This window comes from Pigmentiphaga aceris (assembly GCF_008119665.1).
Classification (GTDB): Bacteria; Pseudomonadota; Gammaproteobacteria; order Burkholderiales; family Burkholderiaceae_B; genus Pigmentiphaga; species Pigmentiphaga aceris.
This window is the reverse complement of record NZ_CP043046.1, coordinates 2,591,629-2,603,329: the sequence shown is the minus strand read 5'-3', so window position 1 is coordinate 2,603,329 and position 11,701 is coordinate 2,591,629. Positions and strand designations below refer to the sequence as shown.

Genomic DNA, 11,701 nt, shown 5'->3' with positions numbered 1-11,701 from the left:
AAGGCTGCAATGCCCCCGGCACAGACGTTGAACGTGGGAAGCGTGTCATCTCAGACCTCTGAAACCTGGGTGCTGCGCGGCAGGCCGACAATGCGGTCTGACGAGGCAAGGAATACGTCCACACCGCGCGGGAAGCTGGCGTGGTTGACGGCGCGCTGCGCGAGGAAGTCGGCGGTGGTGGCGGGTGCCAGGTTGGCAATATGCAAGCGGGTTTCACCGCGAATGCCCGGGCCGCGCAGTACCCAGGCCCCGATGTCGATGCCATCACCCACGCTCAGGAAATCGGGCACGTCGATCACGCAGGTGGCCGATTGATCGGGGTAGGCCTCGCTACCCATCGGCAAGGTCGTCAGATCCGGCATTTCTGCATGCGTGGCCCAGACGAACTGCGCTTGCGAAGCATCGGCCACCAGCACGCATCCCGTGTGAAAACGCAACCACCCGCCTGCGTCGCCCGCAGCCAACGAGGGCGACAACCACAAGCTGCAGTCGGCATCGAGCAAAGCCAGCAACAACACCGCGGCGGCCGTATTGCCATGCTGCGGAGCCTGCACATCGGCCCGCAAGGGCAGCGGGCGACCAGGGTGCGACAAGGCTTCCAACGTGGTGCGGAACACGGCTTGGCTTCCCCGTGCCAAGTCAACGAAGCCGGCACCCAAGGTCGACAGGTCGACTGCGCCAGAACCTACCGCGTGCGATGCGGCAGACCGCGTAGATTCGGTCGCTTGCCCAACCATCTGTCCAACAGTCATCACTGAACTCATGCGTCTTCCTCCTGGTCGCCCTCGATGCCGCTGCTTTCGCGCGCCACCGTGAAAAATTCAACCTTGGTGCTCTGGGCACGTGCCTGACGTTGCGTGCGCAGCTGCGCCAAGTGCGCGCGCACAGGCGTCAACAGCGCAGCGTCCAGTGCTGCCTGCTTTGCCGGGTCTTGCAGCAGCGCGTCGGCCAACGCGGCAAGCCGGGCGTGGCGGTGTGAACGTCCCATTACATAAGCCACGCCAACGGCAGCTTGACCTGGCACGGCATCCGGCAGACGCAGGGCACAACGTGTCACGGTGACCTCACCCAGATTGAAACGCTCGCCCGTTCCGCCCGCACGACCCTGTACCATCATCAACCCGGTTTCAGGCATACGTAGCCATTGCGGTGCGACACTTGCATGACTGCCCAGCGCAGGTTCAAGCAAGTCGATCGGCGCTCGTGCCAACAAAGCCATCCACTGCGGTCGCGTCAGGTGACTGCTCGTGGTCCGATCCAGGGGCCGCGTGGTGCCAGCGCTGTCAGAGGCTTGAAACATGGAATGAGTACTCTCGAATTTGTGTAGACAAATGGGACAAGTTGTCTAGACAAGTTGAATAACTGACGCCAGATTAAAAGGCGTGCATGTAGGTTTGATGACAGTGATGACCCCTCCCCAAATCGCCACTCCCGCAGCCCCAGCAGGCCGCGGCAGCTTCTGGCCGCGCATCGCCGCCGACCTGACCGAAGCCATTGCCCATGGCACCTACCTGCCTGGCCAACGACTGCCGTCCGAGCACGCGCTGGCAGAACAATTCGGGGTGAATCGCCACACCATCCGGCGCTCGCTGGCCAGTCTGTGCAACCAGGGATTGCTGCGCGTTACGCAAGGCAGCGGCACCTACGTCGAGGAGTTCGCGGTGGACCTGGTGCTGGCCAAACGCACGCGTCATCAACAGAACATGGCAATGGCCGGGCTGCGTGGGGGGCTGCAAGTGATCGACGCAAGCAACGTGCGCGCAAACGCCGTGCAGGCACGCGCGCTGAAAGTGCCAGCACGTAGCACCTTGTTGTGCCTGCATGTGCTGGCACAGGCCCAGTCCCAACCGCAACCGCTGCATGTCAGCGAGCGCTTTTTCCCGTTGCCACGCTTTGCCGGGCTGGAAGATGTGGTGCGCGAAACCGGGTCGATCACCGCCGCGTTCAATGCCCGTGGCGTGTCCGACTACACGCGGTCGGAAAGCCGTATCACCGCCCAGATGCCCGACGCCACGCTGGCCGGGCGACTGCGCCAACCCATGAATCGGCCTGTGCTGATGGTGGAAAGCGTGAACACCGACATGGACGGCGTGCCCATCGAGTTCGCCACCGCCTGGTTTGCGGGCGACCGCATCACATTGACGGTGAGCCACGATGCGTGAACAAGACCCGACACGACGCGCCGATGGCACGGTGAAGCCGCTGGCCGAGCAAACCCCGCGTGAATCGGTGGCGAAGGCGGGACCAATGGCTGGTGCGGGATTATCGAGCGGTGCGAGCGGCGGAACCTCGCCGCTTGGCGAGCTGGCGTCCCGGGGTTTGGCGACCGGATCGGGGCTGTCGAACCCCGCGCTGGCAAACGTTGCGGACTACAGTGATGCCCACCAGGCGCGTCAGCAATCCTTGTTGGCGCGCAGCGCTTTCAAGGCTGGCCCCCGAATCACCAACGCCACCAACACCAGCAGCGGCCAGCTGATTGCCGCCGCAAACGCCGCCTACCAGGAAGGCCCGGAGATCCGGCCGCCTGGTCCGGTGCCCATGCACCGCTTTGCCATCTACCTTTCCCCTGCCCCGGACACCGCGTGGTGGAAGGCAGGCAGCAGCTGGCTTGGGCGCGACGCAGCTACCGGACAAGTGGTGTCGCAACCGCTGATTCCGGGCGTGTCGATGTCCACGCAGCAACGCCTGACGGAAGCCCCGCGCCGCTACGGCTGGCACGCCACTCTGCGAGCCCCGTTCACGCTGGCCGAGGATGCCGACGCGGTGATGCTGCAAGGTCGCCTTACCGCGCTGTGCCGCGAGCGTCGGTCTTTCCTGCTGCCGCTTCGCGTGGCGCTGCTTGGCGACTTCCTGGCGCTGGTGCCGGCAGACACAGCAGGCGAGACGCAAGACAGCGACAATGCCGACAACACCCGCGACAGCGACGCCTTGGCCCGCAGCTGCGTCAGCCACCTGCATGCGCTGGCCGCCCCCTTGTCGCCAGCCGAACTCGCCCGCCGACGCGCAAGCGGCCTGACACCCGAACAAGACCGACTGCTGCAACGCTGGGGCTACCCCTACGTCATGGACCAGTTCCGGCTGCACTTCTCGCTGACTGGTTCCTTGCGTGACGTAGCCCCAGAGACCATAGCCGCTTTGCAAGACGCAGCAGAGCAGTGGTTCGCCGCCCTGCCCCCGCTGCGTGTCGACGCCGTATCGCTGTTTGCCGAACCCACCCCGGGTGCGGATTTCCTTTATCTCGATCGCATGGAGCTGGGTGCATGAATCGTCTGATCTACACGGTAGGACCGTCGGGTGCGGGCAAAGACAGCCTGCTTGGTTGGCTGCGCAGCAACCTGCCATCGAACGCCCCGGTTCACTTGGCCCGCCGCACCGTCAGCCGACCGTCGCATGTCGGCGGCGAGCCGCATGAAAGCGTGGATGCCAACGAGTTTGAATACTTGCGCGCACGCAAGGCATTCGTGTTCGACTGGACCGCCAACGACTTGCAATACGGCGTGCGCGAAGCAGAGTTGTCACCCTTGCAAGACGGCGCATGGGTGCTGGTGAACGGCTCGCGGGCACATCTGCCGCAAGCCGCCAGAAAGTTTCCCGGCCTGACCGTACTGCACATCACGGCAAGCGCAGACACCTTGCGTCAGCGTCTGCTGTCGCGTGGCCGTGAAACACCAGAGATGGTCGAAGCGCGCATTGCACGGGCTGCGCATCTGGCTTGGCCGATGGGCGCGGGCGCAATCGAGATCCGCAACGACAGCACGCTGGATGAGGCTGGCGAACAATTGCTGGATGCGCTGGAATGTCTGGAGGGCTGGCCGAGGAAAGCAGCGGTGATGTGCTGATTCGGCTGGCGTGATGACATAGGCTTGTCGCTTGTCGTGTGACAAGCCTTTTTTCACAAGCCATGCCCTCGGTAAGCATGGCGTACTTGCCGAGCATAGGGCCTTTCGCCTGTCGGGTGACCAGCCCTGCTCCGCGAGTCATGAACCAGGCAGGCATCATGGCCTCGCGGGGCACACCGTGCTTCACCAATAATCAGCTGTCGCCGTCAAAGCCTTGCAAGGTGTTCACGGCATTGACGCCGATTTCATCCACCATGTATCCGCCTTCCATCACGAACACTGTGGGAATGCCGATGCTGGCAATCATCGCCCCCATACGCAGAAAGTCGTCGCTGGTCAGCTTGAAATGGCTGATGGGATCGCCTTCAAAAGTATCGACACCCAAGGACACCACCAGGAACGCTGGCTTGAACGCGGCAATGCGGCCCAGCCCATCTTTCAAAGCAACTTGATAGCGGTCCCACGCCGTGCCCTTGGCCAGGGGATAGTTGGCCGTGAAGCCCACCCCCGCACCCGCCCCTTGTTCATGAGCGTGGCCCGAGAAGTACGGGTAGGACACCTGCGGATCCCCGTGGATGGACGCGAAAAATACATCCGGGCGGTCGTAGAAAATGTTCTGCGTGCCGTTGCCGTGATGGAAGTCCACGTCCAGCACCGCCACCCTTTCTGCACCACGACTCAGGCAGCGTTCCGCCGCAATGGCCGCATTGTTCAGATAGCAGTAGCCACCCATGTATTCCCGTGCAGCGTGATGCCCCGGTGGACGGCACAGCGCAAACGCACCTTTTGCGCCATCAATGACCTGCTCCATAGCAGTCAGCGCGACGTCTGCGCTGCCGCGCACCGCATCCCAGGTTCCCGGCGTGATTGCCGCGCCAGCATCCATGGCGTAGAACCCAAGTTTGCCATCGATGAAGCCCGGCTCTTGATCAGTGGCCAGATCACGCACGGGCCACACCAGCGGCAAGGCATGGTGCGTCTTGCCGGTGGCCGCCCATTCAGACCAGGCTGTTTCCAGAAAGCGCACGTAACGTTCGCTGTGCGCGGCGACATAACAGGTGCGATCGAATTCTTGCGCCGGCAGCACCTGCCCAAGCCCGGTTTGCTGCACACGATCCAGCACGATCTCGGCGCGTTGCGGTGCCTCGAAAGAGGGTTTGATCGCACCGTCTTTCAGCTCGGAGCCATGGTGCAGACGGTGGGCGGTGCTGAAAACGGTGATCACGAAAATTCCTGTTCGAAAGCAGATTGCGAACGGAAAATTATGGTGGCGGCGCGTGGAAAAAGCTTTGCTTTAAACTGTCCACTATTTGTCACTACGGCAAAATTATTCGCCGATACCCATCAAAATGAGCAAATGCTTACCCTTGATTGAGCTAGACGAGACAGATCGTGCCCTGCTGCATCACTTGCAGGAAGACGGCAGTCTGAGCAGCGCAGCGCTGGGAGAACGTCTGTCGATGACCGTCACCCCGTGCTGGCGTCGCCGCAAGCGTCTGGAAGATCAGGGCATCATCAAGGACTATCAGGCCAATCTGGACAGGCGTAAGTTAGGCTACGACGTGCTCGCGTTTGCGCAGGTCACCTTCGGCGATCATTCCGCCAATGCACCCGATAACTTCGAACGCATCATCCTCGATCATCCCGAAGTGCTGTCTTGCCATAAGGTGACGGGTGCCGCCGACTATATGCTCAGCGTGTTGGCAACCGACCTGGAAAGCTACGGTCGCTTCGTGGAAGAAGTCTTGCGCAAACAGCCGGGCATTACCGCGATCCAGTCCAGCTTGGCCTTACGTGAGATCAAGGCGGTTACTCGCATTCCTGTACCTGAAGATGGTGTTGATCAGCGCGGTTGATGTGAGGGTTGAGGGGCGTTTGCGCTTCTTGTTTTGTTGCTTTGTGACGGTGTGGTGGTTCTTCTGCCAGTCGTGGGTGTCGGGGGCGTGGCGGCTGCCCCGCTGGACCTACGCGTCGGGTCTCCCGCCCTCCACGTCGTCCAGAAGGGCAGCCGCCACGCCCCCGACACCCACGCCTTCAAAGCGGCTTGGTTAAAAGCCAATCCCGCCTTTGGGCGATCTGCAATTTTCTGGCTGCTTGGTGCTGGATGCGGTTCTCGGCCTTTGTAGGCCACCGTCCTTCATCGCTACGCGGCTGGCCTCGGGGATTGGCTGGCCAGGTCGCCACGAAGCGACTCAGCGGCTCACGTCTCGGGCCGTCTTTCAGGGGCCTTTTACGGCAGTGCCACTTAACGATGTCACGCGCCTGCTTGGTGGTGGGGTGACTTGGAAGCGGGTGGCCGCACACCAGGTAATGCGACGAAAAGGCGGGGCGCTGCAGATTCGCGCTTTTAATGCTGCGCATTGAGCGGTCGGGCTGATGATCAACGTTCGGAGCGATGACGAATGTTCGAGGCAGTGATGAACGGTAAAGTGTGGAGTTAGAAGAAGAACTGAGCAGCCATTCGCGTTAGCAATTTCTCGAACCGCGAGAATTAACTGGTGCATAGAAAAATTGCCCTGACAATTTCTCGCCAGGGCAATTTAATTTTTATTCGGCCTTGACAATCAGCCTGAATTTAATAGCATCGAAATGCCAGTCAGGGGATTGATATTGCACTTATATTGGAAACCTAGATATTGCCAAGTATGCAATAGAGAATAAAAATCCAGTTATATAAATGGTTTTTTATTAGGCAGCACTCTCTTCAAATTGCTTCGCGCTATCGCAAATCTCATACCAAGCAGGCTTGGAACCAACATATACGTGAAATTGTGTTCTTACCTCTGGGTCATCATCCAAGCAATTGACTGAAATTGGAAATGACTCACTTTCCGAGCCAATTTCACCCAATGAAGTCCCACAGTTTTTGCAGAAAGTCCTTGCATACTTAAAAGGTGCTTCCGGCTCATATCGTTGAATAAACTCCTTCCCCTCAAGTAAGTTGAATGAGCCTTTATCTACGAATGCCAAAGCACTTGCCCCAACCTTACGGCAGCGAGAGCAGTGACACATGCCCATCATGCCAGGAGGTGAAGTCAACTGAAATTTGATTGCGCCGCAGCAGCAACTGCCATTTATCATCGGAACTCCTTTTACCAATACTGTATTTTTATACAGTATTTTAAAGCAGTCAAGACAGGCTTCCTCTGTGCACCAGTTGATAGGGCCGATGAATTTTTCCCGAAACGGAAAAGTACTTTTTAAGATCGTATCTTATTGATTTATAAGTTATTTTTTCCAATAAAGACGGCTTCAGGCACCAAAGGCAGGTGCCTCGACCTACACAGCACAAGCGCCTTTACGCAAATCACCCGCCAGCGCCACGATCGTCGCTACCCCTCTCCGCATGCCGTAATGCGGCGGCCACCCGCTTCGGTGTCACCCCACCACCAAACAGACGCGCAAATTTCCTTGCGTGGCGCTGCCGTAAAAGGCAACTGAAGAACCCACCAAACCGTGAGCCGGAGAAACCGCTTCGTGGCGACCTGGCCAGCCAATCCCCGAGACAAGCCGCTTGGAGATCAAGAATGGCGGCCCACGCATGCCGAGAACCAAGTCCAGCACCCGGCGGCCAGAAAAACGGCAGCCGCCCAAAGGCGGGATCAGCTTTTAACCAAACGTCTTTGAAGGCGTGGGTGGTGGGGCCGGGTTGGCTGCCCTTCTGGACAAGGTGGAGGGCGCAGACCCGACGCCTAAGTCAAGCGGGGCAGCCAACCCGGCCCCACCACCCACGACTGGCAAAAGAACAAACAAAACGCCCATAAAAAAACGGCTCCCAGAAACCCAGAAGCCGTTCACACAACCATCAGCAGATCAGCAAAAAATCACTGCTCTACAGCGCGATTCCAACGCGTATTCCACTGCTGACGATTTGCATTGATCAGATCCCAATCAAGCACCGTCGCCGTCTTCATATAGCCCTGGAACTTATCCAGATACGGCTTGGCCTCACCAGACGCCGTCACATTCGTATTCGACGGGAAGTGATTGCCGAACTCAAGCGCCTTAGCCTGAGCCGGTGCCGACAACAGATAGTGAGCCAGCTTCTGCGCCAATTCCGGCTCGCTATTGTTCGCGATCACACACTCAGCCACCATCAGAATCACCGAACCTTCCTTCGGCTGCACATACTCAACCGGAATGCCACGCTTCTGCAGACGACCCACAGCAGTCGGCGTCAGCGGGAAAATCGCCGCTTCACCAGTCTGCACCATCTCAGCAATTTTGGCCGAATTCGTGATGTATTCGAGCACGTTCTTGCCCACATCACCCGACCAAGCCTTGAAGCCCGGGTCCACATTCTTCTCGTCGCCACCCTTGATGCGGTTGTACATCAGGAAGCCATGCAGACCGAAAGTGCTGGACGCGGCCGACTGGAACACGACCTTGCCCTTGTACTTCGGGTCAGCCAAATCCATCCACGACGTCGGGGGTGCCCAACCGTTGTCCTTGAACATCTTGGTGTTGTAGGCCAGACCGGTCATGCCCATGTCGATGCCGACAGCCATGTCACCGTTCAGACGCGCCGTCGGGTAGACCTCTTTCATCACCGGGTCGTCGCCCAGCTTCTGGCACAGGCCCATCGACGCGGCACGCACCATCACGCCGTCGTCCAGGAACATGACGTGCATTTGCGGCTTGTCCTTGAAGGCTTGTGCCTTGGCCAGAATATCGGCCGAGGTGCCCGGAACCACCACGATCTTCACATCGTTGGCTTTCTCGAAATCGGGGAACACGTGCTGCGTGAACGCGCGCTCCATGTCGCCGCCGTTCATGCCGACATACAGGGTCTTGGTCTGTGCCATGGCACCGGTCGACACGGCAGCCAGCACGGCTGCGCCCGCCAGGCACTTGATTGCGCCGGCAAGGGCGCTGACAGTCAGGGATTGGTGTTTCATGTTGTCTCCTCGTGGGTTCCAGCGGGATGGGATTGATCAACCTGCGTCCGGGTGGACGTGGCGTATCGGGCAATGCCAAAGGTGTCGATGGGAATGGCGCTTGTGCCGGTGGTGACCAGATCGGCCAGCACCTCTCCCACCGCCGGACCGATCTGGAAACCGGCACCGGAAAAACCGAAAGCATGGAACAGACCGGGCGTGGTCCCGCTGGGGCCAAGCACCGGATTGTGATCGGGCATATTTCCTTCCACGCCCGACCAGAAACGAATGACATGCGCATTGGCCAGCGCGGGCATGACACGCCCTACTGCTGCCAGCAATGTCGGAATGGCTGCCCGACCGGGTCGGGCAAAATCAGGTTGTGCGAAGTCCGGGCCAGCGCTGATGCCGCGTCCACCGCCAATGATGACGTTGCCACGCGCAACCTGGCGCGCGTAGATGCTGCCGCCCTGAATACCCAGGCTCAGATCGGAAAACACTGGCAACGGCTCCGTCACCATCATCAGCGGATGGATGGCTTCTTCGGGCACGGGCTCATTGAATGCACGGGCAAACTCGTTGCCCCAGGCTCCTGCGCAATTAAGCAACACGCGCGCGCGGATTTCGAGCGCATCGCCCACACGCAGCACAAATTCCTTGCCGTCGTGATGCACTGCCGTGACCCGGTGGTTTTCCAGCACGCGTGCACCCAAGCGGGCTGCTGCACGACCAAACGCGGGTGAAACCAAGCGTGGATTGGCATGACCGTCTTCGGGACACAAGGACCCTGCGATCACGCCCTTGCCCAGCCAGGAGTACAACTGACGGAAGCGTTCGCCGGCAATGATTTCCAGGTTCAACCCATAGCCGCGCGTCTTGGCGCGATAGGCTTCCAGCAGCGCCAGGTCTTCTTCATTGCGCGCAAGCTTCAAGTGCCCGGCGCGCACGTATTCACCATCGGTGCCGATCAGCGCAGGCAGTTCTGCCCACAGCGCATGCGCCCGTCGCGCAAGCGGCAACTGATCCACCGCACGGCCCTGACGACGCACGCCGCCGTAGTTCACGCCACTGGCCTTGGCACCGCAGACGGCGGTTTCCAGCAAGGTGACGTCAATGCCGCGCTTGCGCAGGAACAGCGCCGCGCTGCCGCCGACGATGCCGCCGCCAATGATCGCAACCTCGGTTCGCAGATGTTCGGTCATGATTGTTCCTCGACCATCACACGAATCGGGAACGGTTTGACGGGCGGCTGGCTGCGCAAGCGACCCACTTGTTCCGGGCCGACTTTCAGCGCGTGCGCCAACAGCTCGGTCGCGCCCGCGCTGCACATGCGGCCTTGGCAACGGCCCATGCCTACGCGGGTCAAGGCTTTAACACGGTTCATCTCGCGTGCGCCGGTTTCCGCCACACAGGCTCGCAAAGTGCCTGCCGTGATTTCTTCACAGCGGCAGATCACCAAGTCGTCCTGCACGCTTTCTGCCCAGTCGGTCGGGAACGGGAATGAACGCTCCAGCGCCTGACGCACCCGGCCGATGCCAGCCAATTGTTTTTCCAGGTCTTGCGCACGTGCCGCGTCCACCTTCATGCCCAGGTCTTCAATCAGCGCAAGACCTGCACGTTCACCAGCCAGTTCGGCCGCATCGGCACCGGCAATGCCCGCGCCATCACCCGCCACGTAGACACCCGATACCGAGCTGCGACCGGCGCGGTCACGCGTGGGCAGCCATGCTCGGTCTTGCCGGTTGAAGTCGAATTGGCAACCCGCCAAGCTTGCCAGCTGGGTCTCGGACCGCAAGGCCAGGCCATAGCCCACGGCGTCACATTCCACTTGTAGTTCGCGGCCTTGCGCGTCACGCCAGACGATGCCGCTGACACGTTCGTCGCCCAGCACGCGCACCGGACGAATCCCGTTATGGATGGGTACGCCATGTGCGCGCAGCCAGCCCATGTAATACAGGCCCTTGGCCAACAGACCGGGCGCACGCAGCATGCCGGTCAAGCCTGCTGCATGGTCCGATACCCGTGCCGTGTCCAGCACCGCCCGAACCCGTGCACCGGCTTTGGCGTATTGATAAGCCACCAGATACAGCAAAGGACCGGTGCCCGCGAACACTACGTCGGCACCAATCGCACAGCCTTGGTACTTCAACGCCACTTGGGAGCCGCCCAGGGTGTAAACACCCGGTGTCAGCCAACCCGGGAACGGCAACACGCGATCGGTTGCACCGGTGGCAAGAATCAGATGGGAATACGGAATCGTGCGTGTGACGCCATCGACCAGCACGTCGAGCACATTGCCTTCGCAATGCCAGACCAGTGCTTGGGTGAGGTAATCGATCTTGCCGGCCAAGGCATCCATGCTGCGATGCACGCCATCGGCCTTGTGGTGTTCCGACCCGTACAAAGCCGACTTCGGGCGCTTGAACCCGGGCGGCGGCTGGCGATAGATCTGTCCGCCGGCACGCGCCGCTTCGTCCAGCATTATGGGCCGCAGACCGGCTGCCACCAGCGCTTCGGCTGCACGCACCCCAGCCGGGCCTGCTCCAACGATAACGGGCTGAATCGCGGTGGCGTCGTTGTTAGTGCCGATCACGTTTCATCCTCCGGCCAAGCGGCAGCCTGCGTTGCCACCGGCACCTGGACAATCGTCGTTACCACCTGCATATCTTCTTCGATGAAGGTCGAGCAAGCGCGCAGACGACGGCCATCTTCCGTGCGTACCCAGCAATCCTGACAGGCCCCCATCATGCAGAAACCGGCGCGCGGACGCCCGCTGAATTCAGACTGCCGCAGGCGATCGGCCTGCGTCAGCACCGCCGTCAGGACGGTATCGCCTAGCAAGGCCTGGCAGGCTTTGCCATCCAGCACAAATGCCACGGGGGCGCGCTCGGTATCGACCAGGCGCTTCAGCAAAGACATGGGAACACGCTCTCAGGCATGGTGGCCAGAACCGGGGCAACGTGCCCACGGCTCTGATTCGAACAG

General features: G+C 60.5%; 12 protein-coding genes. 4 read left to right on the top strand and 8 right to left on the bottom strand.

Features of this window, described 5'->3' with window-relative positions; all coding sequences use genetic code 11:
- Positions 1 to 50: 50 nt before the first annotated feature.
- Both phnH and phnG read right to left on the bottom strand, forming a co-directional pair.
- Positions 51 to 764 (bottom strand): phosphonate C-P lyase system protein PhnH, encoded by a 714-nt coding sequence (phnH, locus tag FXN63_RS11305; protein ID WP_246165105.1) that lies wholly within the window; start codon positions 762 to 764, stop codon positions 51 to 53.
- Entirely contained in the window at positions 761 to 1,300 is a 540-nt protein-coding gene (phnG, locus tag FXN63_RS11300) for a phosphonate C-P lyase system protein PhnG (RefSeq protein ID WP_148814875.1), read from the bottom strand. Before phnG ends, phnH begins: the two co-directional genes overlap by 4 nt.
- Positions 1,301 to 1,397: 97 nt before the next feature.
- Here phnG and phnF point away from each other — a divergent pair, with 97 nt between their 5' ends.
- Genes phnF through phnN form a run of 3 tightly spaced genes read left to right on the top strand, consistent with a single transcriptional unit; the run spans position 1,398 to position 3,839 of the window.
- The gene (phnF, locus tag FXN63_RS11295; protein WP_148814873.1) at positions 1,398 to 2,162 is read left to right on the top strand and encodes a phosphonate metabolism transcriptional regulator PhnF; all 765 of its coding nucleotides are present in this window, start codon (positions 1,398 to 1,400) and stop codon (positions 2,160 to 2,162) included.
- Positions 2,155 to 3,264, top strand: coding sequence for a DUF1045 domain-containing protein (locus FXN63_RS11290; protein WP_246165104.1), 1,110 nt, complete (start codon positions 2,155 to 2,157; stop codon positions 3,262 to 3,264). The genes phnF and FXN63_RS11290 overlap by 8 nt, the downstream gene beginning before the upstream one ends.
- Positions 3,261 to 3,839, top strand: a complete 579-nt coding sequence (gene phnN / locus FXN63_RS11285) for a phosphonate metabolism protein/1,5-bisphosphokinase (PRPP-forming) PhnN (protein WP_148814871.1) — start codon at positions 3,261 to 3,263, stop codon at positions 3,837 to 3,839. Before FXN63_RS11290 ends, phnN begins: the two co-directional genes overlap by 4 nt.
- Before the next feature lie 193 nt (positions 3,840 to 4,032).
- Here phnN and FXN63_RS11280 read toward each other — a convergent pair whose 3' ends face one another.
- Entirely contained in the window at positions 4,033 to 5,064 is a 1,032-nt protein-coding gene (locus tag FXN63_RS11280) for a histone deacetylase family protein (protein ID WP_148814870.1), read from the bottom strand.
- A gap of 124 nt (positions 5,065 to 5,188) precedes the next feature.
- Here FXN63_RS11280 and FXN63_RS11275 point away from each other — a divergent pair, with 124 nt between their 5' ends.
- Positions 5,189 to 5,695, top strand: a complete 507-nt coding sequence (locus FXN63_RS11275; protein ID WP_148814868.1) for an Lrp/AsnC family transcriptional regulator — start codon at positions 5,189 to 5,191, stop codon at positions 5,693 to 5,695.
- Positions 5,696 to 6,527: 832 nt separating this feature from the next.
- Here the strand turns inward: FXN63_RS11275 and FXN63_RS11270 are convergent.
- The 5 genes from FXN63_RS11270 to FXN63_RS11250 form a co-directional block, all read right to left on the bottom strand.
- A complete protein-coding gene (locus tag FXN63_RS11270) occupies positions 6,528 to 6,920 on the bottom strand; it encodes a GFA family protein (protein WP_148814866.1) in 393 nt (130 codons plus the stop codon).
- A 743-nt stretch (positions 6,921 to 7,663) separates the two neighbouring features.
- Positions 7,664 to 8,737, bottom strand: a complete 1,074-nt coding sequence (locus FXN63_RS11265; protein WP_148814864.1) for an ABC transporter substrate-binding protein — start codon at positions 8,735 to 8,737, stop codon at positions 7,664 to 7,666.
- Positions 8,734 to 9,918 carry an NAD(P)/FAD-dependent oxidoreductase gene (locus FXN63_RS11260; RefSeq protein ID WP_148814862.1) on the bottom strand — a complete coding sequence of 395 codons (1,185 nt, stop codon included), beginning with the start codon at positions 9,916 to 9,918 and terminating at the stop codon, positions 8,734 to 8,736. Before FXN63_RS11260 ends, FXN63_RS11265 begins: the two co-directional genes overlap by 4 nt.
- Positions 9,915 to 11,309 carry an FAD/NAD(P)-dependent oxidoreductase gene (locus FXN63_RS11255; RefSeq protein WP_246165103.1) on the bottom strand — a complete coding sequence of 465 codons (1,395 nt, stop codon included), beginning with the start codon at positions 11,307 to 11,309 and terminating at the stop codon, positions 9,915 to 9,917. The genes FXN63_RS11260 and FXN63_RS11255 overlap by 4 nt, the downstream gene beginning before the upstream one ends.
- Entirely contained in the window at positions 11,306 to 11,635 is a 330-nt protein-coding gene (locus FXN63_RS11250; RefSeq protein WP_148814860.1) for a (2Fe-2S)-binding protein, read from the bottom strand. The genes FXN63_RS11255 and FXN63_RS11250 overlap by 4 nt, the downstream gene beginning before the upstream one ends.
- Positions 11,636 to 11,701 lie beyond the last annotated feature (66 nt).

What these genes read in the sequence shown, in the direction of transcription:
- phnF (WP_148814873.1), top strand. Translation starts at nt 1,398, where the DNA reads ATGACAGTGATGACCCCTCCCCAAATCGCCACTCCCGCAGCCCCAGCA.
- phnN (WP_148814871.1), top strand. Translation starts at nt 3,261, where the DNA reads ATGAATCGTCTGATCTACACGGTAGGACCGTCGGGTGCGGGCAAAGAC.
- FXN63_RS11265 (WP_148814864.1), bottom strand. Translation starts at nt 8,737, where the DNA reads ATGAAACACCAATCCCTGACTGTCAGCGCCCTTGCCGGCGCAATCAAG.
- FXN63_RS11250 (WP_148814860.1), bottom strand. Translation starts at nt 11,635, where the DNA reads ATGTCTTTGCTGAAGCGCCTGGTCGATACCGAGCGCGCCCCCGTGGCA.
- phnG (WP_148814875.1), bottom strand. Translation starts at nt 1,300, where the DNA reads ATGTTTCAAGCCTCTGACAGCGCTGGCACCACGCGGCCCCTGGATCGG.
- FXN63_RS11260 (WP_148814862.1), bottom strand. Translation starts at nt 9,918, where the DNA reads ATGACCGAACATCTGCGAACCGAGGTTGCGATCATTGGCGGCGGCATC.
- phnH (WP_246165105.1), bottom strand. Translation starts at nt 764, where the DNA reads ATGAGTTCAGTGATGACTGTTGGACAGATGGTTGGGCAAGCGACCGAA.
- FXN63_RS11290 (WP_246165104.1), top strand. Translation starts at nt 2,155, where the DNA reads ATGCGTGAACAAGACCCGACACGACGCGCCGATGGCACGGTGAAGCCG.
- FXN63_RS11270 (WP_148814866.1), bottom strand. Translation starts at nt 6,920, where the DNA reads ATGATAAATGGCAGTTGCTGCTGCGGCGCAATCAAATTTCAGTTGACT.
- FXN63_RS11275 (WP_148814868.1), top strand. Translation starts at nt 5,189, where the DNA reads ATGAGCAAATGCTTACCCTTGATTGAGCTAGACGAGACAGATCGTGCC.